Source organism: Ruminococcus flavefaciens MA2007 (assembly GCF_000621845.1).
In the GTDB taxonomy this organism is placed as follows: domain Bacteria; phylum Bacillota; class Clostridia; order Oscillospirales; family Ruminococcaceae; genus Ruminococcus; species Ruminococcus flavefaciens_E.
In genome coordinates, this window is sequence record NZ_JHXF01000015.1 from 64,480 (window position 1) to 84,494 (window position 20,015).

At 38.6% G+C, this 20,015-nt stretch carries 21 protein-coding genes and 1 pseudogene; 15 read left to right on the forward strand and 7 right to left on the reverse strand.

What is annotated here, in order from left to right; translation table 11 throughout:
- The first annotated feature begins 323 nt into the window (after nt 1-323).
- Nucleotides 324-683 (forward strand): hypothetical protein, encoded by a 360-nt coding sequence (locus T497_RS0108565; RefSeq protein ID WP_028515258.1) that lies wholly within the window; start codon nt 324-326, stop codon nt 681-683.
- Nucleotides 684-710: 27 nt separating this feature from the next.
- Here T497_RS0108565 and T497_RS0108570 read toward each other — a convergent pair whose 3' ends face one another.
- Entirely contained in the window at nt 711-1,208 is a 498-nt protein-coding gene (locus T497_RS0108570) for a methylated-DNA--[protein]-cysteine S-methyltransferase (protein ID WP_028515259.1), read from the reverse strand.
- Nucleotides 1,201-1,548, reverse strand: coding sequence for a hypothetical protein (locus tag T497_RS0108575; protein WP_028515260.1), 348 nt, complete (start codon nt 1,546-1,548; stop codon nt 1,201-1,203). The genes T497_RS0108570 and T497_RS0108575 overlap by 8 nt, the downstream gene beginning before the upstream one ends.
- 234 nt (nt 1,549-1,782) lie before the next feature.
- Here T497_RS0108575 and T497_RS18285 point away from each other — a divergent pair, with 234 nt between their 5' ends.
- Entirely contained in the window at nt 1,783-1,932 is a 150-nt protein-coding gene (locus T497_RS18285; protein ID WP_155266876.1) for a hypothetical protein, read from the forward strand.
- A gap of 191 nt (nt 1,933-2,123) precedes the next feature.
- Here the strand turns inward: T497_RS18285 and T497_RS16330 are convergent, their stop codons facing one another.
- The 4 genes from T497_RS16330 to T497_RS0108595 are packed head-to-tail and all read right to left on the reverse strand — an operon-like array spanning nt 2,124 to nt 4,298.
- On the reverse strand, nt 2,124-2,702 hold the full coding sequence (locus T497_RS16330; protein ID WP_242839994.1) for a class II glutamine amidotransferase: 579 nt from the start codon (nt 2,700-2,702) through the stop codon (nt 2,124-2,126).
- Nucleotides 2,703-2,705: 3 nt separating this feature from the next.
- Nucleotides 2,706-2,849 (reverse strand): hypothetical protein, encoded by a 144-nt coding sequence (locus T497_RS18290; protein WP_155266877.1) that lies wholly within the window; start codon nt 2,847-2,849, stop codon nt 2,706-2,708.
- Nucleotides 2,849-3,958 (reverse strand): amidoligase family protein, encoded by a 1,110-nt coding sequence (locus tag T497_RS0108590; RefSeq protein WP_028515261.1) that lies wholly within the window; start codon nt 3,956-3,958, stop codon nt 2,849-2,851. The genes T497_RS18290 and T497_RS0108590 overlap by 1 nt, the downstream gene beginning before the upstream one ends.
- A gap of 55 nt (nt 3,959-4,013) precedes the next feature.
- Nucleotides 4,014-4,298 carry a DUF960 domain-containing protein gene (locus T497_RS0108595; protein WP_028515262.1) on the reverse strand — a complete coding sequence of 95 codons (285 nt, stop codon included), beginning with the start codon at nt 4,296-4,298 and terminating at the stop codon, nt 4,014-4,016.
- A gap of 334 nt (nt 4,299-4,632) precedes the next feature.
- Here T497_RS0108595 and T497_RS0108600 point away from each other — a divergent pair, with 334 nt between their 5' ends.
- The 5 genes and pseudogenes from T497_RS0108600 to T497_RS17510 all read left to right on the forward strand — a co-directional run bounded on the left by T497_RS0108600 (nt 4,633) and on the right by T497_RS17510 (nt 8,288).
- Nucleotides 4,633-5,268 carry a nuclease-related domain-containing protein gene (locus T497_RS0108600; protein ID WP_028515263.1) on the forward strand — a complete coding sequence of 212 codons (636 nt, stop codon included), beginning with the start codon at nt 4,633-4,635 and terminating at the stop codon, nt 5,266-5,268.
- Nucleotides 5,269-5,504: 236 nt separating this feature from the next.
- The gene (locus T497_RS16335; protein WP_037324725.1) at nt 5,505-6,299 is read left to right on the forward strand and encodes a macro domain-containing protein; all 795 of its coding nucleotides are present in this window, start codon (nt 5,505-5,507) and stop codon (nt 6,297-6,299) included.
- Nucleotides 6,300-6,379: 80 nt separating this feature from the next.
- Nucleotides 6,380-6,772, forward strand: a pseudogene (locus T497_RS18815) (SseB family protein); the annotation flags it as partial.
- The gene (locus T497_RS18035; protein ID WP_196243031.1) at nt 6,764-7,333 is read left to right on the forward strand and encodes an O-acetyl-ADP-ribose deacetylase; all 570 of its coding nucleotides are present in this window, start codon (nt 6,764-6,766) and stop codon (nt 7,331-7,333) included. The pseudogene T497_RS18815 and the gene T497_RS18035, both read left to right, overlap by 9 nt.
- 55 nt (nt 7,334-7,388) lie before the next feature.
- Entirely contained in the window at nt 7,389-8,288 is a 900-nt protein-coding gene (locus tag T497_RS17510) for a hypothetical protein (RefSeq protein ID WP_051530593.1), read from the forward strand.
- A gap of 54 nt (nt 8,289-8,342) precedes the next feature.
- On the opposite strand, the gene T497_RS0108620 is transcribed toward T497_RS17510, so the two are convergent.
- On the reverse strand, nt 8,343-11,375 hold the full coding sequence (locus T497_RS0108620) for a DUF4268 domain-containing protein (protein ID WP_028515264.1): 3,033 nt from the start codon (nt 11,373-11,375) through the stop codon (nt 8,343-8,345).
- A gap of 387 nt (nt 11,376-11,762) precedes the next feature.
- On the opposite strand from T497_RS0108620, the gene T497_RS0108625 reads away from it, so the two are divergent.
- The 8 genes from T497_RS0108625 (at nt 11,763) to T497_RS0108660 (ending at nt 19,963) form a co-directional block, all read left to right on the forward strand.
- Nucleotides 11,763-12,998: a DNA adenine methylase gene (locus T497_RS0108625; RefSeq protein ID WP_196243030.1), complete on the forward strand. Its 1,236-nt coding sequence runs from the start codon at nt 11,763-11,765 to the stop codon at nt 12,996-12,998.
- Between the two features lie 5 nt (nt 12,999-13,003).
- Nucleotides 13,004-13,915: a Dam family site-specific DNA-(adenine-N6)-methyltransferase gene (locus T497_RS0108630; protein WP_037324695.1), complete on the forward strand. Its 912-nt coding sequence runs from the start codon at nt 13,004-13,006 to the stop codon at nt 13,913-13,915.
- A 14-nt stretch (nt 13,916-13,929) separates the two neighbouring features.
- On the forward strand, nt 13,930-16,041 hold the full coding sequence (locus T497_RS0108635) for an AlwI family type II restriction endonuclease (protein ID WP_028515267.1): 2,112 nt from the start codon (nt 13,930-13,932) through the stop codon (nt 16,039-16,041).
- A gap of 284 nt (nt 16,042-16,325) precedes the next feature.
- Complete coding sequence (locus T497_RS0108640) at nt 16,326-17,579, forward strand: DNA repair protein (protein WP_028515268.1); 1,254 nt, start codon at nt 16,326-16,328, stop codon at nt 17,577-17,579.
- Complete coding sequence (locus T497_RS0108645; RefSeq protein WP_028515269.1) at nt 17,572-17,916, forward strand: YolD-like family protein; 345 nt, start codon at nt 17,572-17,574, stop codon at nt 17,914-17,916. The genes T497_RS0108640 and T497_RS0108645 overlap by 8 nt, the downstream gene beginning before the upstream one ends.
- Before the next feature lie 144 nt (nt 17,917-18,060).
- Nucleotides 18,061-18,420, forward strand: coding sequence for a hypothetical protein (locus T497_RS16345; RefSeq protein ID WP_051530594.1), 360 nt, complete (start codon nt 18,061-18,063; stop codon nt 18,418-18,420).
- Nucleotides 18,421-18,588: 168 nt separating this feature from the next.
- The gene (locus T497_RS16350; RefSeq protein WP_051530595.1) at nt 18,589-19,230 is read left to right on the forward strand and encodes a hypothetical protein; all 642 of its coding nucleotides are present in this window, start codon (nt 18,589-18,591) and stop codon (nt 19,228-19,230) included.
- A gap of 112 nt (nt 19,231-19,342) precedes the next feature.
- Nucleotides 19,343-19,963: a dockerin type I domain-containing protein gene (locus T497_RS0108660; RefSeq protein WP_155266878.1), complete on the forward strand. Its 621-nt coding sequence runs from the start codon at nt 19,343-19,345 to the stop codon at nt 19,961-19,963.
- The last annotated feature ends 52 nt before the right edge of the window (nt 19,964-20,015 follow it).

A 20,015-nucleotide genomic window follows, 5' to 3' on the forward strand; every position in this document is an offset into this window, starting at 1 on the left:
AGGCCTTATTTATCTTAGTAGTGGATAGCAAACGTAAAAGAAAACAGCGATTGTTTTCCCAATTGATAACTGAAACGTTCACGCTTTTTTACGTAAGGTTGCACTGGCATAATCACAAAAATTGAGCGGAAATTATAGTCTTGTGAACCTGAAAAGTCATAAGTGACACAAATCAATACAATATATCACGTTATATCGTAGAACAAAGAGCTTATGTAAAAATGATAGCAATAATCGAATTGACACAAATGATAGATGATAGTATAATTTAACAATAAGATTGTATAAACAATCTTAAATATTACAAAAAGGAAATGATGGAAATGAAAAACATAATCAAAAAGATTGCTAGTATTGCTATGGCTTTTACTCTCTTGGGAACAGGAACAAATGTAACAAGGACTATCTTGCCTGAATCAAATAATACTATTGTTGCAAATGCTGGAACTAAAGACTATGATAATAAAGGGTCTATAAAATTGAAAACCGATGAATTTGCTCAAGGTATGGGAATGTACAATAACATAATATATTTTGTTACCGAAAAAGGAAATAGTAATTGTAAGTTGTATAAGAAAAATCCAAATGAAGAAACCCCAAAAACAATAACTATTAAAAACTGTGACCCCAATATAATTAGACATCCCGAAGACCGTGGAGCATACAAAATCCGGAATAAGTAAGAAGGCAGCCATACGGCTGCCTTTGCATTATATGCTGTATTTCTCAAGTTGAAGCAATGTTTTCTTTTTATCCAGTCCGCCTGCGTAGCCAGTCAGATCTCCGTCCGCTCCGACTACTCTGTGACAAGGAATGATTATCGAGATAGGGTTATGACCCACAGCATTGCCGACTGCCTGAGCTGACATACGCTCAATTCCTTGCTGCTCTGCAATGATACGGGCTATCTCACCATAGGTCATTGTCTGCCCGTAAGGTATCGTCAGAAGTATATCATACACAGCCTTGCGGAATGGTGTTGTTTGCATACTTATAGGCGGAATATAATCGGGAGCTTTCCCATTGAAATAGGTATCGAGCCATTTGCAGGTCTGCGCGAATATAGGCAGCTCTGCTTCGATACTTTCTTCAACAAGTTTATGGGGATAGTATTTCTGCCCGTCGAACCATAAGCCTGTGAGAGCTTCGCCGTCACTGGCGAGGGCTATTCCACTGAGGGGAGAGGTGTAGCGGAATATGTTATTCATGGTGTTTGTTTTGTTGACTTGATATTTCTATCAGTTCGTCCATTGTGTACTCTTTATATCTGTTTGCAGAAAACACGGAATCCGTTGTATCGGGTATATTCTTCATGACTTTTTTCAAATCGATTTCCCGCGGCAATGATAAAAAGTTTCCTTCTTCATCTTCCGACTTTATTGCACAGAAGATAAACTCTCCGTTTTCAATATCGAACTCAAAATAATCTGAAACCTCAGTTGGTTCAACATCTAAAAAATCAGCTTGCTTCTCAACAAATGTTTCATAAATCAGTTCCTTTAAGGCCTTTTCGCTTATCTTTATGAGTCTGCCTTTATTCTTATCCATATTATACTCCAATCATAGCTTTAGTGCATTTCAGCAATGCTTCTATATTCCATACCAACATCTCCATAGTTTTATTTTACTGCATTATCGGCAAGAAATCAACAACAATTCAAAGAAAATCTTGCCGATAAAAATATACCACAGGTTTACTTGACATTTCCATATTGACGTGATATAATGAGTTCACTGAAAGGGAAAGTTCCCGAAATTCTAACTAATGAAAGGGTGAAAACAATGAACACTATCATGAACAACGCTATGTCTGCATACATTTGTGCTTTTGATTTCCAGCAGTCAAGCTATTTCTTCCAGCAGGAAGATAATGGCTCAGTTTTGCTGCGCACAGATCAGAAAAGTGCTTGTTCAGTTGCCCTGACAGGGTGAGCAGAGATAGTGTTGCATTGTTGACCATCTTCTGATAGAACAGAGCCGTCTGTGTGCAGTATGGAAACTCACACAGGCGGTTTTTATTATTCTATTCAGAAAGGTGGTTATTTTTATGCCCATAGCAGCTCCGACTATCGATATGATAGCAACAGGCGCTAACATCAGAGCATTGATAAAAGGCAAAGGACTCAAGGTGACTGATGTAGTCCTATTGTCTCAAAGTGAAGAAGATACATTGGGTTGCTCCCCTTTATAATGTATAGGCTATTGAACTGATCAAGCACAGTGAATGTGAAATTGCCCTCAACAGTCTCAGCCATGTACTGTAAGCTGTCAAAGTCAAGCTTACCTTGCTTCTCTATCAGTTGAACGCCAATGTAGCTATCTGTGTCAATATATGTGTTAGGTATGGTTCCGTCTTTTCGAAGTTCCTTATCATTCCATAATACTCCATTATGAGCGAAAGCAAACTCCTTATCAGCATGGCCGGCGAAAGGATGATTGTTGTAATTCTGCTTCCTGTCGCCTTGCGTTGCTAACCGCGTATGTCCCATAATCGCCTTTGTGCCGTCAGGCGCATTGAAATGTATCTTATGTGAAGGCTTGGGCCGTTTGAATATAGTGACTTTGCCATCTATTACGTAGCTGATACCTGCTGCATCTGTCCCTCTTTCTTCAGCTGCATTCGCCAGTGCCTGGGTAAGTTTCTTCAGAACCCTGTAAGGTACTATTCCTTTATAATCGAGCCATCCAAACAATGCACACATAGTTCATTTCTCCTCCTTATCGTCATTACAGCCGATAGCACCGCCTGCAATCAGTATTGTTGCTATCGTGCCAACAGCCTTCAAAACGTCTTTTATGTCCTGTTCTGTCTCAGGTTCGATATCAAAAATATCCGCTAAAAGTCCCATCACATTTCCTCCTGTGTTTCAATTTCTTCGTTGATATAAAGCCTACGCTCTTTCAGGTACTGGATCAATTCAGGTTCTTTTACCGTATCTACGAACTCACTCCAGCTCATATTCGCTATGCCTTCATCTGTCAGACTGATAGCGAGATCGCAGATAGCGTTTACAAGCTCAAGCGCTGCAATAAGAGTGTTATACTTGAGCGTGCCTCTGAAAAGTCTGAACTCGATTGTGGTGTAATTCATTAAGTTCACAGCTGCATATCTGCCGTTATTACCCTTTTTAGCCTTATCGAGAATTTCACGACCTGTCTTTTCAAAGCCATATCGCGCAGCCCAGCGGTTCATACTGTACTCAGTTCGGCGACTGAACTTAAGCATCTCGTTCCAGTGATGTTCGATAAAGTACAAGATACGGGCAATAACTTCATCCTGTTCCTCACGACTATCACCTAGACAGCTTCTGTTGACGTGAATATGAAGTCCGCAGGTACTTGTCTGATGTGAGCGATATCCCAGATATATAGCCTTTTTCATGATATCTTCCCACTGAAACTGTTTATGAAAATCCAGGCTCATGGGGTGTGTAACAAGCTCCATACCATCATCGAGACTGCCATCACCTTTGATGTATATGTGTTCATCGTCTTTATTGGCAATTAAGAGCAATTCATCAGCATTATCGCTGTCTTTACCTGCTCCGTCAATCTCAAGTTCAACGCCGAAATATCGCTTGGAATCACCGTAAAAGATAGGCTCAGGCTTGTAACCGTAATCATGGATAGAGCGGTTCTTATCGACTTCATCGTGGTAGCATTCCGAGCAGTAATCGTAACCGTCAAGATGATAAGCATCATCTTCGTGTAAAAGAGCATCACAGCAGCTGCATCGGGTGTAATGGTTGTGATAACAGTGACTACAGAGCGTTGTATAATCATCACCATAGCTTTCACTTGTCCAGATTATAGCACCGCACCTGTCACATGTGGTAGTGTGCTGTTCTACGCAATCTGTACAAACGATTTCACCGTCAATAGTCTCATAGTCTTCGTCTTCGCTTATAACTGCTCCGCAGTGGGAGCAATACAGGACGTTTTCATTCTTTTCTTCCATTGTTAAAACCTCCGTAAATAGAAAGAACCAGCCCCCTAAGGGGCTGGCTTTACATTCAATATTCCTCTGCTAAAAGCATCGTGCTGTGGTCTCCGTCATCTATGATATACAGCTTTTCTGTAATAGGTGTATCTGACGGTATAAGATACGTCATACGGTATTCAGGCTCTTCCGAGCTATGTGTTATAGCTTGCATAGGACCAGCTGCACTCAGTTCAAAGACCTGTAGATAGTCCTTCGGAGCAGGCATACTCTCAACACACTCCCATAGAAACAGCTGCAGTTCCAATGGGATCGTACTATCAACTCCACAGGTCAGATAACGTTCGTTATCAAACACGGTATCATTTCCTCCTTTCACATTTTGTTGGTGACAAAAGCTTCTGTCACATTAACAATATACATATGCAAAAGGAGAATAATAGGAAGGTGGCTGTGAATTGGCCAAAAATGTAACAACAATTATCATTACATGATAATGATGTATATATCAAAAAATGAAATAATCGGAATTGCGCCTTTCCAAACCGTATTTGTACTGGCCATAAGCACAAAAACACCCTCTTCTTATTGTACAAAAAAGAGATTTATCGAATCCTATACTCGCATTTAGGAAATCTTAACAATGACATGGTATAATATAGGTATACTCATAGCAGATGGGGGGATGAAAAATGGTCTTTTTAGTTCTGGGAATAATTGCCTTGATTATTTGGGGTATTTGGTACCTTATTGATTCTGCAAGTTCTAGCGGTAGTAGCGGTGGTAATTACCATGATCCTAACATTTTTGACTGGAATCCTACTCCTGAGTACAAACAAGTCGGTATGCAGGGAGAAGCGACCGCTGTAAGAGCTATCATGTCCATTTTACGAGATGATGATAGGTTGTTTACTAATGTTCATGTTGAATATGATGGAAAAGAAACAGAGCTTGATACCGTAATCGTCAACAAATACGGTGTTTTCATAATAGAAGTCAAGAACTATGTTGGGTATATTACCGGCGGTGAAGATGATTATGACTGGATAAAGTACAAGACTACTGATGCAGGTAATACATACGGAAATACTGTCAAAAATCCAATCAAACAAGTGAAACGCCAGATATATATTCTGGCCCGATACCTTGAGTATTATGGTTCAAAGGTATGGGTTCGGGGATATGCTCTTCTTATTCACGGCAACAGCCCGGTCGAAAGTGAATATGTCTTATGGAGTATTCAAGATATTGATAGAGCTATCCATACACCTGACCGAAAGATGCTGAATAAGCAAACAATAGATGCTATATCTAAATTACTTTCTTGAAAAGCTTATCATCAATAAGCTTTCCCTTTGGGATAGGCGGCGCGCGATTGTTGTTATCACCACTTAGATCTCAATATACGAAAGAACTGAATATTTCCATATTTCAAAATCAGAAAGAACAACAATCACGCGCCGCCTGACGATAGCGTGTTCCAATCAATAGTTTACATTTTTGCATAGAAATCATTTTGTCCTTGTGCTATAATGCAAGTAAGAAAAGGGAAAGAGGCGATAATGTGCCGTTTAAGATCATAAGGAATGATATCACAAAGGTAGAGGCTGATGTGATAGTAAATACTGCAAATCCCGAACCTGTTGTCGGAGATGGAACTGATAGTGCCGTATATCAAGCAGCTGGGAAAGAAAACCTTTTAGAGGAACGCATAAAGATCGGCAAGCTCTCTCCGGGACAAGCCGCTATTACCCCTGCCTTTGATATTTCTGCGAAGTATATAATACATACGGTTGGGCCGATCTGGAAAGACGGAAAGCAGGGAGAAGACGATATACTCCGCTCCTGTTACTCGAATTCTCTCTTATTAGCGGAGCAGGTTAATGCTGAAAGCATTGCTTTTCCGCTTATAGCTACGGGAGTATATGGCTTCCCGAAGAATGAAGCCCTTGATATAGCCCTTTCGGAGATTGGGAAGTTTTTGTTGACACATGATATGGAGATCATTCTCGTTGTATTCGATAAGGAGTCATTTCAGATATCTGAACAGTTGATGGGAGAAATCGACCAATACATCGATGAATTCGGTATCAAGGAGCTTTATACTGACGAATATACTGAACGAACCGATATGTATCGTCGGAGACGGTTGCAGGAGCAGGCTGATTATGAAATTGATGAAGAAATATCATCAGCATATGCACCGATAATTGCTGAGAATGATGACAGTAGTCTTGAGGATATTCTCGATAACACCGGTGAAACATTCCAACAGTGCCTGTTAAGACTCATACGCGAAAGCGGCGTTGATGAAGTTGAGATCTATAAGAAGGCTAATATCGATAGAAAGCTCTTCTGAATCGTTTTGACATTGTACGTGGCAAGATCTCTGAAGATAATGATAACTCTCTTGACGGTAACAATACCATCGATGCAGCGATAGCTCGATTTAATGATGATAAAACTAAAGAAAACTTAATTGCCGTTCTTGAGGCGATACGTGCCAGAATACACGAAGATGGTGATTTGATAATACCTGTTACTCTTCCACCGGAGTTCCAGTCTTTTGATGTCAATAAAATTCAAATCGGAGAAACCTTTTCATTTGAAGATGACGAAACCGGTGACGGATATTTACACTTTAAGATGCAGCATCTTGATACTGCTGATGGTAAAACATGGCTTGCAGCCTTTACCAGTTATGAAGAGCATGATAAGGGCGATCCTACGTCTACAATCATTGAAAGCATAAAAAGCATGCTAAAATCTTGTCGTAATATGAGCGAAGAAGGTATCATTATCAATCCCTGGGGCAATTCGTTTATGCTGTCCAAAGAGCTTATCAATGTTATCCTCGATGCTGATAAGCCGGATAATCACATCTATTTTGAATTAGGCGATATTACTGAACTTAAGGTAGATGCTATCGTAAATGCTGCCAATAACTCTCTTCTTGGTGGCGGAGGCGTAGACGGTGCTATACACCGCGCAGCAGGACCAAAACTACTTGAAGAATGCAGGAAGCTTAACGGCTGTGATACCGGTGATGCCAAAATCACAGCAGGATATGACCTTAAAGCTGAATATGTGATACATACTGTAGGTCCGATATACAAAGCTGGAGATCCGTCTTGTGAGAAACTGCTTAAGAGCTGCTACTATAAGTCTCTTGAGCTTGCTAAGGAATATGATATTCATACCATTGCTTTTCCTGCAATATCTACAGGAGCATACGGATATCCAATAAATGAAGCGGCTGTAATAGCGCTGTCAACAATAGCTACATGGCTTTCTGAAAATCCTGACTATGGTATGGCAGTTATTATGGTTTGCTATGACCAGAAAATGCTTGACAGCTATCAGCGCGTACTTGATGATGTACATCATCAATGATATCGATATTGGCTAAGAATGGTCAATTACTCCAACAGGAAGGGAGCTGCAGATAATGAGTGAACGGTTTTCAAAGGCTGATATAAAGCAAATTGTAGAAGATCTTGTGGAAGAACTGCGCGAATGCGATAACGGTACTGTTATAACCACATGGCAGTTATTGAAAGCTGCAGGATACGATATTAATGACTTCGAGCAATTTGATTTGTTTGATATACACAGCGCATTGTTCAAGGCAGCGAGAGCTGAACACATCACTCTTGATATGTCAGCGCATAAGAACAAGCTTGAAGGTCTGTCATATAACCTGGATTATATCGTCAAAAACAAACGTGCTCAGATCAAATGCCCATATTGCGGGAGTATTAACACTGCCAGATACATTTTCGGTTATCCTGCCTTCAGTGAAAGAATGCAGAGAAAGCTTGATTCTGGTAAATGGGAGCTCGGCGGTTGTTGTATCAGCGGCGTTGAGATCAACGGTCAGGTATTCAGTACAAATCCGACACGAAGATGCAATGACTGCAAAAAAGACTTCGGCAAACCACCTATCATTATTTCAAAAAAGAAAGAGACTATTGAAGATATCCGTGATATTGTTACTTCAATCAAATTCTCTGTAGGTGGATACTTCCAGGGATTTACAGATATAATCATCAAAAGGAACGATAAAGGTGCTGTTGTAACTGTCGAACAGATTCGATATAGCGAACAACCAGTAGAAACAAAGATATCCTCTGCTAAGTGGAATAAAATCGTAAATACGCTGTATGGGCCATTGTACCTTAATGAATGGAAAAAAGATTATTCTGATAATGATATTCTTGACGGTACACAGTGGAGTCTTGATATTAAGCTCAAAAACAATCTAAAGCGCTCATATCACGGCAGTAATGATTATCCGCCATATTGGAAGGAACTGCTAAAGGTATTCAGGCAATTTGCCGAGATATAAAGATGACCTCCCCGTATGGGGAGGCCGTTTTACTTTATCTCTTTAAAAGAAAATTTAAGCTTTTGCTGATTCATCTATTGATAGCTTGTTTTTCAAATCTCTTTCAAAGTTCTGAATTTCCTCGTAGCACTCATCGAGCTTTTCAAATATCTGTTCTTTAGAGAGGTCATCTGATATACAAACAGTTTTTGTTCTGAACGGTAGTCTCCATTGCCAATTTTTCTTTCCCTTTTTGGCTTTGTAGAATTCATTTATTCTCTCACAAATATCAAGGAATTCGGGATTTGCGTTACGTGAACTAAGGGCAAACTGCATGTAGACACCATTTCCTGCACGGTTGACAATCTCATAGAAATAATGATTGTCTGTATTCCAACCACTCGGAGCATTCGGTAAATCTGGTAGCAGCTCTGTCATGGCATCTGTTGTGAAGCGGGTAAATGTTCTATTACTCTTGGCTGGGTTTTCGTTTACAGCAGGATGTTCTATAGTCCATTGTCTCAGTATCGAAGCTCGGTTTTGTAGTCTTGTTTTCTCCTCATCATTCTCCTGTAAGTATGGTAATAAAGCAGAACAAATCTTATCACTCCACTCAGCATGGAAATTAGCCATATGTTCCCAATCATCTTCGTTAGTGATGCTTACATCTCTTGAGTAATATGAAATCCATGATGCCTTATTTTCATCAGCTCGTTCCCATGTAAGAGCGATACCAAGCTCAGATTCGACTTCATATTTATGGCTGTAAAGTATATCAAAAATCTCTTTATTCTGCTTAACATCGCCTTTACTAATAACAAAATCGATGCGAGCAAAATCGTAATTAGCAACACAATCTATACGAAGTCCGCTTATTCCTACTCCACCTGAAAGAGTGTTTGATGTAGTAGGATTAGAATTATTGAAGCTACCGCGTAACTGATGTTTCTGCTGTATTATCGGAATTGCATATGTCCAGTATTTTTTTCGTAACTGATGCCTTCCTTCTTCAGCGGCTTTCTCATTTTCTTCATCTTTAAGATAGAATACAAGATCCATAGGATCTGCATCATAAAGCACAAATAACCTGCGTAGTATAGACATTTTCAGAGATGTACTTGTGTTTCTCTCTACAAAAATGCTATCATCGATTTTCATAGCACTACGGAGATTGTTTTCCGTACTACTAACATATTTGAATAAGTCTGTACTTGAACTGGAACTATATGCCAATCCAGATAGAATGCTCTTATCCTTCTGATGTAAGAATTTGACAATATGCTCAAACATATCCGCCCAACTTGAAACAGGTTGCTCAGTATTTTGATAACTGTATTTTGCAATATCTCTTCCTGTAAGCTCGAAGTTTTCATCATCCAGTGTACAGGAATCGAATTCTTTTTCAGCAGGTACGAAATCAGTCTGTGGTAAAGCCCATATTTTTGTTGACAGAGCAATCATCTCAGTATTACGTTCTTCTAGCTCAACCAATCCCCAAGAATCCTTATTGGCTATTTTTTGATTCATTTTCAGTCCGCTGGCTTTATATCCGCCTTCTTCAGTATCACGTTTTTCTATAAATGACTTGTTGCTGAGGTTGGGGTTATATCCTGTTAAAGTCAAATTAGCTAGACGGTGCAGCCATGTTGCGTGTATGTCAGCTGCATTTACGCCAAGCGATTCTACCCAAGCAGGAGTAAGATGCTGAGGCATGATATGTTCAATGGTGTAAACATTATTATCCAGATGCGTGTAAACGTCTTTCGTTTCAATTGTTCCGTAATTCTCAAAGCGCTCGAAAAGGTAAGCTTTGTATTTACCGCGCATCTGATATATCTGCTTTGTAGCTAATGCTGCTGTAAATTCCTCATCAGACGGGAAACGTCCACTTTCCTTCTTGGAAAGAAGCGCATAGATAAACTTCTTCACGTAATTATCCGCCGTATTGTCGTAGCGCAGTATTTCTTTGTTCAAATTCAGAAATATCTTGTTGAGTGCGTTTGTAGGTACATCACAGATGTTTCGGCGGAATAGGTAGTTTTCGGTTATTAAGAATATTTCCAGAACATCATCAACTGACAGTTTGCCGTCCTGATTCAACCTAAGCACTTCTAAAAGGAATGGCCGTGTGACTATAATTTCTAACCGCATCATTCGATACAAACAATCATCAAGTCGCTGATTTTTCAATCCGCTTTTACATGAAAGAAGTTTCTCATAGAAGCGAGCGTATCGACGCAAGTCCTCTAACAGCGATTCAATGGGGATTTGAATGTTCTCTGCGTAAGCCTTGAACACACGGTAAACATTGTTGATTGTTGGTGTTACCTTTTGCTTTACGCTCAAATAGTCCCTAATAAAGCCACTAACATCATTATTGGTACATTTTTCAATGATTGTCCAATATGAATCATAAAGCTTAGTCTGATTTTGCGGCGATTGTCCCATCAGAATATAGTTGCGGATCTTATCACCTTCGGTCAAAGCCAAGCCCGTAGAATTCAGACTTTCAAAGATCAATTGTGCATTATCATCGTGCTCAAGCGTAATACTGATTATTTCTAACTTTCCAATCGCACTATACAAATCATCAACAGATATTTCTTGCTTTAATAAACAATCACAGAAAAATTGATAGTTAAGGGTAAGATTTGATACGGGATCATAATCTTCCTCTTCTCCAAATAGTTTGAGAAAAGCTTCACGGTCACTCTTTACAGGTCGTAGCTTAATTTTGTCATCCTCTTTTGCCCAAGGTGAAACAAGGAAGCGCTGATTTATCTGTTCACCCAGATTCCCTTCATCGGATGAAATGAGCCCCTTAGCGGTCAAATTACGCATAGCCAGAAGTAAAAGAGTAATTGTGGTCAGTCGTTGCTGTCCATCAATAATATGATATTCAATTTTACTACCATTAGCAACTACCTGAGATGTAATACTGCCAAAGAAATGGCTATTACGTTTATCTAGCATAATTTTCTTCAGGTCTTCATAGAGTTGACGGCAGTTATCATATTTCCAGTCATACTTTCTCTGATAAACAGGAATGATATATCGTTTATCAGCGCCTTCCATAAAGGCAATCATTTTTGCTTCTGAACCTTGCATTTGACTTTTCCCCCTATGCTAATAATTCTTTTGTTGGTTTAGACGACGTATCATGGATTACAACGTTTACACATTCCATAGCCAATTGCGACTACATAATGCTATTTATTTAATAACTGTTAAAAGGAAAGATACCATTTTTGCTTTCATAGAAATCTTCCTTCCGAACAATACAAGTTATCATAAACCAATTATACCATGCATTGTGTGTGATATCAACATATTTGCGCCTCATAAAAATGAAGAAACTGTAAACATTGTTCAAGATGGAGTGACACTCTTTACACACATATTTCTTTTATTTTAAAAAAACGTCTTAAGGTCTTGCGAAATCTGTTGCCATGTGGTATAATATGAGATATGAAGTTATGAATTGGAGTGATGACAATGTCTGTAACATATGATGGCTTATGGAATATGCTCTCATACCACAAAATGAGTGCTGCAGACTTACGGAAGTATACAGGAATAGCACCTAACACAATGACTAAGATACGCAGAAATGAAGAAGTAGCTTTATCAGTACTTGGAAAGATTTGTTCCTTGCTCGGATGTGACTACGGAGATTTGATCACTTATGCCCCAGATGATGCACCTATGCTCAATGATGTTGGCACGATCAGTATTAACAATCGTCGCTATCTTGGAAACAAGTATAAGTTAATACCTTTCATCACAGAAGTTGTTAATTCACATTGCAAGAATGTCGTCTCGATTGCTGATATTTTTTCAGGCACAGGTGCAGTTGCCTCGGCATTTACAGATAGGCAGATCATCACAAATGACTTGATGTACAGCAATTTTGTATGCAACTATGCTTGGTTTAGCAGTCAGCCATATGACTGCTCAAAATTGATAGGGCTTATCGCCGGTTACAATGATTTGAACATTACCGAAGAAAACTATATGACACGTAATTTTTCAAATACTTATTTCAGCCGTGAAGACTGTGCTAAAATAGGCTATATACGTGAAGATATAGAAACTAAGTACAAAGAACACAAGCTGAATGAACGTGAAAAGGCTATTCTTATTATGTCACTTCTTTATGCAATGGATAGGATTGCGAACACTTGTGGTCACTATGATGCTTTTATTCAAGGGAGTACATTTGATAAGCACTTGACATTGAGTATGCCTAATGTAAGTAAACTGAATAATCCATTAAATCAATGCTATAATGAGGATGCTAATGAACTGGTAAAGCGAATTGAAGTTGACTTAATGTATATTGATCCTCCATATAATTCGCGGCAATACTGTGACGCCTATCATCTCTTAGAGAATGTTGCTCGATGGGAAAAGCCAGAAGTCTACGGTGTGGCAAAAAAGATGGATAGAACATTTATGAAAAGTCGATATTGCACTCGTTCTGCTGAACAAGCTTTTCGAGAGTTGATTGATAATATTCATGCACGATACATTCTTTTCTCTTACAACAACATGGCAACAAAAGGAAATGATCGTTCAAATGCCAAAATTTCGGACGAGGCGATAAATGAAATATTGCAGAAAAAAGGTCGATTGCAGGTGTTCGAGGAGAGTTACAAGGCGTTCTCTGCTGGTAAGTCTGACATTAAAGATAATGCAGAGAGACTCTTTCTCTGCACATGTGATAGGTGATAGCTATGATTCAATCCCCACTTAACTATACTGGGGGTAAGTATAAGTTGCTACCGCAGCTTTTACCACTGTTTCCTGATAAGATTAATACCTTTGTTGACTTGTTCTGTGGTGGCTGTAATGTTGGCATTAATGTGAAGGCTAATCATCATATTTACAATGATACGAACACCTACTTACTCTCTCTCTACAACGCGTTGAAAAGCAACGACAAAGACGTAACACTTAAAACCATATATGCAATAATTGAAAAATATGATTTATCTCTTGTAAGTAAAAATGGGTATGATTTCTACGGTTGCAATAGTAGCAAAGGTCTAAGTAGCTATAACAAGGAAAAGTACCTAAAAATGAGAGATGATTATAACTTACATAAGAATGAGAACTACTTACACTGTATACTACTATATGTACTAATCATATACTCGTTCAACAATCAAATCCGTTTCAATCGAAACGGTGAGTTCAACCTTCCTGTAGGCAAGCGTGATTTCAACAAAAAGATGGAAGAAAAGCTACTATCTTTCATCGATATAATAAAGACTCAAGATTCATTGTTTACCAGTATTGATTTTGCTAAATTTGATATTGATACACTATCATCTGAAGATTTTGTATATATAGATCCGCCATATTTGATAACCTGTGCTACATACAACGAGCAAGATGGTTGGAATGAGAATGATGAAGTGCGCTTGCTTGAATTTATCCAATCGCTGACTGCACGGAATATACGCTGTGCATTGTCAAATGTGCTACGAAGTAAAGGGAAGGAAAATGCAATACTAATAGATTGGCTTGAAGCACACAAGAAAACATATACTGTACATCAGCTGAAGTTTAACTATGCCAATTCCAATTATCAGACGAAGGACAAATCAAGCAGTTCAGAAGAAGTGCTAATCACGAATTATTAAGGAGGAGCTGCACTTTGAGAGTTAAAGAAAAACAAATCTTCAATCTAATGGACACCAATGGTCGAAGAAATGATGTCATAAATGCTCTGCAAGGGTATTTAACGATATTAGATGATTTATTACGCAACAAGAAAATGACATGGAACCATCTTCCAGAAAGCTTTTCTCAACTCAATTTTTATCAGCAGGCAATCGCTCTTTCACCAGATGTGTTTCAAAAACATGATAAATATGATAATCTGATTTCTCAACTTGATAAGAATCCTGTTTTGAAGCAGGCTGTATTAAATCAAGACATCCAAGGAATTGAAGGCTGCCTAACTAGTAATCATGATTGGTTTGATGAATTAGACAAGAGCGTTGAGGCACGAGCAAGACACTATACAAGCAATCTTGTTAAATTAGGCTTGACGGATGATTATCGTCATATTTCAATAGTCGGTGATGTCCTTCTCGGTAAAGTCGCGCTTGATAAAGATGAATTCGAAGCAATGCTTCCTTTGAATGACACAAATATAGTATATCTGAGGCAATTATTGAAATTGCGTATTTTTGATATAGCAGGGGTAAAGTACTATTCACCATTCTGTATGGCGCTTTATGCTTTGTTACATAAAGATCGTATATCACAAGATGAGTTTTTTGAAATCATACAAGGTTTAAGCCCATATCATAGAATTGATGACTATGATGTATTCTTAGATAACTATGCAAAAGACTCAATTATTCAATCATACAGTTTTGATATTCCGGCGGACATCAATAATGACGATATCATTTCATTTGAAGTATTCTCCAAACATTTCAAAAATCAAAAAAGTAGTGCTACTATTGCAGATTATTACAAATTTTACAAGGCCATCAGAGATTTTATTGCCAAGAAAGATGTAGCAACTCTTGATAAAATGTTGACTACATATGAAGATAATAGGTCTGCACTGTGCAAGGCTTTTGGCTATGGTAGCGGAATATTTAAGAGTAAGCGTGGAGAAAGGCCCAGTGTTGAGAGTTTTTTGAAAAAAGAAGATCTTGACATATTCAAGGGAAACCTCAATTCTATCATATATCTTCGCTTTGTACGTTCCAAGACAATTGATATCATTCGAGAGTATTCTGATACAACAATGAGAATATTCAAGGCAACAGGTATAATCAGCTTTGATAAGGGCTATGTAGAACTGACGTGTCGAGAGTTATGTAAGCACATCTTCAATATAGATTCTGTTAAAGCTCAAATATTCGGTGATATTTCTATTGAGTCCGTAAATAACGTAGAAGATTATGAAGAAAAAACTCATAGCTATTATCTTACGAACCATTCGATTATTTCAATCCTTAACTATTCTGAGGAACTAATAAGCGACATACTCATTGCAGTACAGAACGAATTTGAAGGACATGAAATATCGGAAATTCATGACATTGTTAATGAAAAACGCAAAGAAGAATTTGTTCACTTCATTGAGGAAAAATATCCCGAAACTCGTGTAAAAAAATTAATGTGTATGTTTGCTGACCGCACCAATGATAAGGCAATAAAAGAAGAAGTATGTCCAGACTCTACTGTCCCAACAATCTATGAATATATTGTTGGGCTTGCCTGGTATTACTTTTCAAACAAGACAATTGATTTGCTAAATAGCTATAATCTAACACTGTCAGCAGATTTTGAACCGCTTACACATGCTAGCGGTGGAATGGGTGATATTGTAATACGTGAAAAATCTCAAGTTGTCATGCTTGAAGCAACACTAATGAACGCCAACAGTCAAAAGCGAGGCGAATGGGAACCGGTACTCCGTCACTCTGTCAACTTAAAAATTGAAGAAGAAAATGGCGAGGGAAGAGATGTCACAACATTCTTTGTAGCTGATACATTTGACTTCAACACAATTAATATTTGGAAGGCGATATCGTCTGTTCCACTGCAGTCTTCAACCGACAAAACTAAGTACACTGACAGTGTAATAATTATGCCCATTAACACCAATGAATTAGTTTTGTTAATGGAAGAGCATAAACATGAATATCATAAGATTATTAAGCAAGTGCGCGAACTATTCCTAAAGGATATCACAAAGTTTGACGAAAGTTGGCGCGATAAGTTCATCGCATCAGTTCTATAAACCTAACTAAACAAGTTGTTCATATTACTGATTATCCCAAGTAATTAGCGATATATCTTTAAAAAACGCAAAAGCTGAAAATACGTCTTTGATCCGCCCATTGGGCGGATCTTCTTATACTCAGTTGGGATATCGTTTTGGTTATGTTGTCGAAAATATGTTCGTATTCATTGTCAAGGATGATGAAGTTTTTAGAAAATGCATCTAGGCTATTGACAGAACGTTTGTTTCGTGATAGAATTGTTGATACAAACAGAAGGTATCATTTTAAGGGAGGCAAAGATATGGGACGAGTTTACTTGTGTATTGACCTGAAATCGTTCTATGCTTCTGTTGAATGCATTGCCAGAGGCTATGATCCGTTCAAGGTTCCTCTTGTTGTAGCTGATCCGACAAGAGGCGATGGCGCAATAACACTGGCTATTTCTCCTGCATTAAAAGAGCTTGGAGTTAAGAACCGATGCCGTATATTTGAGATCCCTAAGCAGATACAATATGAGATAGCTATGCCTCGGATGCGTAAATACATAGAGGTATCTGCTCAAATCTACGGTATCTATCTGCGGTTCCTGTCTCCTGATGATATCCATGTTTACTCCATCGATGAAGTATTTATCGATGCTACGCCATATTTGAAGACATATAACTGCAAAGCTACAGATTTCGCTAAGATGCTAATGAACGCAGTTATGAACAAGACTGGCATCTGCGCTACTGCAGGTATCGGCACTAACCTTTATCTTGCCAAGATAGCTATGGATATTGTAGCAAAGCATGTCCCGGAGCATATCGGTATCCTCACTGAAGAGCTGTATAGGAAGCTGCTGTGGAATCATCAACCGTTGACTGATTTCTGGGGCTTTGGACATGGTAAAGCCGCAAGACTTGCAAAATACGGAGTCTATGATATGCAGGGTATCACCATGCTGCCAGAGGCTCTACTATACAAGGAATTTGGTGTTAATGCTGAATTCATAATAGACCATGCCTGGGGACGGGAGTCCTGCACTATGGAAGATATCCATAATTACAGAGGCAAGAGTCGTTCACTATCCAACAGTCAGATACTATTCTCGGACTATGACGTGGACGGCGCTCGTATAGTAATGAAAGAAATGGTAGAAAATCTCGTACTTGAGCTTGTTGAAGAAAACCTCTATGCTAAGGGAATTTCTCTATATATCAGATATTCAAAGGACTGTATACCTGCAACAGGCGGAGCTATGAAGCTTACACAAGCTACCTGCTCCATAAAAAAGATACAGGAAGCTTTCGGTAAACTATTCATAGATAAGGTAAGAATAGGCTATGGAATACGTCAGATAGGGATTTCTCTGACTAATTTGACATATGAACCCGATATGCAGCTCAGCTTCTTCGATGATCTTGAGGATGATGAGAAAGAGAAGCAGATGGAGGTCGCTATGGTTGATATTCGCAATAAATATGGAAAGAATGCCCTGCTAAAAGGATTCAACCTATTTGACAAAGCTACAGGTATGAAGCGAAATACGATGGTGGGAGGTCATAATGGATAAGTCTAATATACAGCGACACGCTGACAGAGCCGTTCAGTTCGCTCCCTTTGCGGCTCTTAAAGGGTACTATGAATGTGTCAGGATGCAGGAGCGTATAACCGAAACCAAGAAAGAACTCGGAGAGGATGAGGCTGAAGAAATATCCGGTACACTTAACAAACTGCGAGTAGGTATAACTGTAAAGATACGATACTACGACGTTGATGCATATACAAACATAGAAGGAGTAGTGACTGAGATCAATCTTCCGTACCGTAGACTTAAGGTTATTAAGACAACTATACCTTTTGATGATATCTATTCAATAGAAATGCTCAGCAAAGACGTATGCTTTTAAAGCATCATCAGTTTCCTCCTGATACAATCATAATATAGAAGAAATGATCAGTCGCCCCTTTGTGGGGCGGCAACGCATAACTAAATGAAAATATGTCGATACAAAAATGAAGCAACAATCGCAAAACGTGAAAGGAGAATTACCATGGGACTATATGAAGGAATAAAAGACGCAATCGGAATAGCGCAAAAAGTTGACAATATCGAACTGTATAGGCAGTTGATTGATTTGAGCTCACAGGCTTTAGATATGCAGACAGAGATAGCAAAATTACGGGAAGAAAATGCGGAGTTGAAAAAAGGTACTGATATAGAGAATAGCTTTATAAGGCATGAACAGCCGTATTTAACATTAGACGGAGAAAATCCCAAGACATGCTACTGTGCTGTCTGTTGGGGAAAAAAACGTAAACTGGTTCAAATGGACAGAATCAATTGGGATCACGGTCAGATCAAACTCTACTGCAGTAATTGCAAAAATCATTTCATAGAAAGTAAACAGTAATGACATTATAAGAGATATACTAATGCATTCAAAACAGGGAGCATACAAACCTGTTCTTACCACTTTTACCACTTTTTTCACGCAAAAGTTTTTTCTGAGATAGTATTCAAAATATTGCCAAAGGTTGTTTCGTGTGCTATAATGAGAAAAACGACAGGAAGTGATGATATGATAAAAACGATTTTATTTCCTTCAAGCTACTTTTCAATCAGAAATGTTGATGAAGACTTGAAAGCTGAATATGATGCAGCTACCGAAACAGGCTTGTTTAACATTGTTCTTTTTTCTTACGATAAGTGGTTCAATGAAGGAAAGCTCGTATTAGATCATCTGATTTCAGAGCCATGTACTGCCATATATCGTGGCTGGATGATGAAGCCTGAGATATATACCAATTTTTACGTTCAGCTGATTGAAAAAGGAATAACGCTTATAACCGCTCCGAACGAGTATGAGCATTTTCATATTTTTCCTAATGTTTATTCTGAGATTATTACTGATACAGCAAGAATGGCAGTGTTCCCAGAAGGCAAAAGTCTTAATGTTGATGAGATAAAAAAGATGTTCAACCGTTTTATGGTTAAGGACTATGTCAAATCTGTAAAGGGAACATCTTTCCCCAAATACTTCGATAGCAGTGTAACGCAGGAAGAATTTGACAAGCACATGGAAAAGTTCTTCAATTATCGGGGAGATCTTTATACTGGAGGTATTTGCATAAAAGAATATCTTACATTGAAAAGATATGGAGATAGAACTAACGAATACCGTGTATTCTATAATGATCTAAAAATAAAGAGTCTATCCTAAAATTTGTGTAAACCTCCAAAGTAGTGTATAATAGAAGAGACACTACTTCGGAGGTTTTAATTATGAGCAGAAGGCGAAGAAGCGCCATTTGGCTATTGAGGATCACGATTATATGAGTGATAATGATGCTTTTATTTCATTGATCAATGATGGAAAGACTGTTTTGAAAGGCGGTCTCAAGAATGACATGTTTGACATAAACAAGGACGGCGAGATAAACTACCTGGATACATATGTCTTTGAGTTATATGTTGACGACCTCAGTGCAGGCAGAACAGCTGAAGAAAGCATACTTCCTGCTGATATGTGGAACCTCATCGATCAGAATGTAGAGCTTGACAATGACAATATTCCGGGAACCTTCGGCGATTACATGATCTATCAGTGTGTTGTCGGTCTGGCACATGAACAGCCTCAGTACAAGCTTGATATCTACTATCTCCAGCTTCTTGAAAAGAAGGGACTTGTAGATCTCAGCGACATCAGACCTTACATCGAGAAGCTCTGCAAGGACAAGGAAGTGGGCGACGTTGACTTTGACGGCAGTGTAAACGCAATCGACGCAAGCTATGTTCTCAGCTACTATGCAGAAACAGCTGTAAATGCAGAGATCAGCAATGTTACTGTGGCTCATATGGAGTATATGGCAGACATCAATTCAGACGGTGCTGTAAACAGTGTGGATGCTTCCGAGATACTCTCAACTTACGCATCAAATTCAGTTAATGGCTGATACAAGCCATACAAAAATTATCTCCATGCGGATATGACTTAAAAAGAGACCT

Bases quoted from the DNA above. Each gene is read 5' to 3' on its own strand.
- T497_RS0108565 (WP_028515258.1), top strand. From the start codon at position 324: ATGAAAAACATAATCAAAAAGATTGCTAGTATTGCTATGGCTTTTACT.
- T497_RS0108570 (WP_028515259.1), bottom strand. From the start codon at position 1,208: ATGAATAACATATTCCGCTACACCTCTCCCCTCAGTGGAATAGCCCTC.
- T497_RS0108575 (WP_028515260.1), bottom strand. From the start codon at position 1,548: ATGGATAAGAATAAAGGCAGACTCATAAAGATAAGCGAAAAGGCCTTA.
- T497_RS18285 (WP_155266876.1), top strand. From the start codon at position 1,783: ATGAACACTATCATGAACAACGCTATGTCTGCATACATTTGTGCTTTT.
- T497_RS16330 (WP_242839994.1), bottom strand. From the start codon at position 2,702: ATGTGTGCATTGTTTGGATGGCTCGATTATAAAGGAATAGTACCTTAC.
- T497_RS18290 (WP_155266877.1), bottom strand. From the start codon at position 2,849: ATGGGACTTTTAGCGGATATTTTTGATATCGAACCTGAGACAGAACAG.
- T497_RS0108590 (WP_028515261.1), bottom strand. From the start codon at position 3,958: ATGGAAGAAAAGAATGAAAACGTCCTGTATTGCTCCCACTGCGGAGCA.
- T497_RS0108600 (WP_028515263.1), top strand. From the start codon at position 4,633: ATGGTCTTTTTAGTTCTGGGAATAATTGCCTTGATTATTTGGGGTATT.
- T497_RS18035 (WP_196243031.1), top strand. From the start codon at position 6,764: ATGCTGTCCAAAGAGCTTATCAATGTTATCCTCGATGCTGATAAGCCG.
- T497_RS17510 (WP_051530593.1), top strand. From the start codon at position 7,389: ATGAGTGAACGGTTTTCAAAGGCTGATATAAAGCAAATTGTAGAAGAT.
- T497_RS0108620 (WP_028515264.1), bottom strand. From the start codon at position 11,375: ATGCAAGGTTCAGAAGCAAAAATGATTGCCTTTATGGAAGGCGCTGAT.
- T497_RS0108625 (WP_196243030.1), top strand. From the start codon at position 11,763: ATGTCTGTAACATATGATGGCTTATGGAATATGCTCTCATACCACAAA.
- T497_RS0108630 (WP_037324695.1), top strand. From the start codon at position 13,004: ATGATTCAATCCCCACTTAACTATACTGGGGGTAAGTATAAGTTGCTA.
- T497_RS0108640 (WP_028515268.1), top strand. From the start codon at position 16,326: ATGGGACGAGTTTACTTGTGTATTGACCTGAAATCGTTCTATGCTTCT.
- T497_RS0108645 (WP_028515269.1), top strand. From the start codon at position 17,572: ATGGATAAGTCTAATATACAGCGACACGCTGACAGAGCCGTTCAGTTC.
- T497_RS16345 (WP_051530594.1), top strand. From the start codon at position 18,061: ATGGGACTATATGAAGGAATAAAAGACGCAATCGGAATAGCGCAAAAA.
- T497_RS16350 (WP_051530595.1), top strand. From the start codon at position 18,589: ATGATAAAAACGATTTTATTTCCTTCAAGCTACTTTTCAATCAGAAAT.
- T497_RS0108660 (WP_155266878.1), top strand. From the start codon at position 19,343: ATGAGTGATAATGATGCTTTTATTTCATTGATCAATGATGGAAAGACT.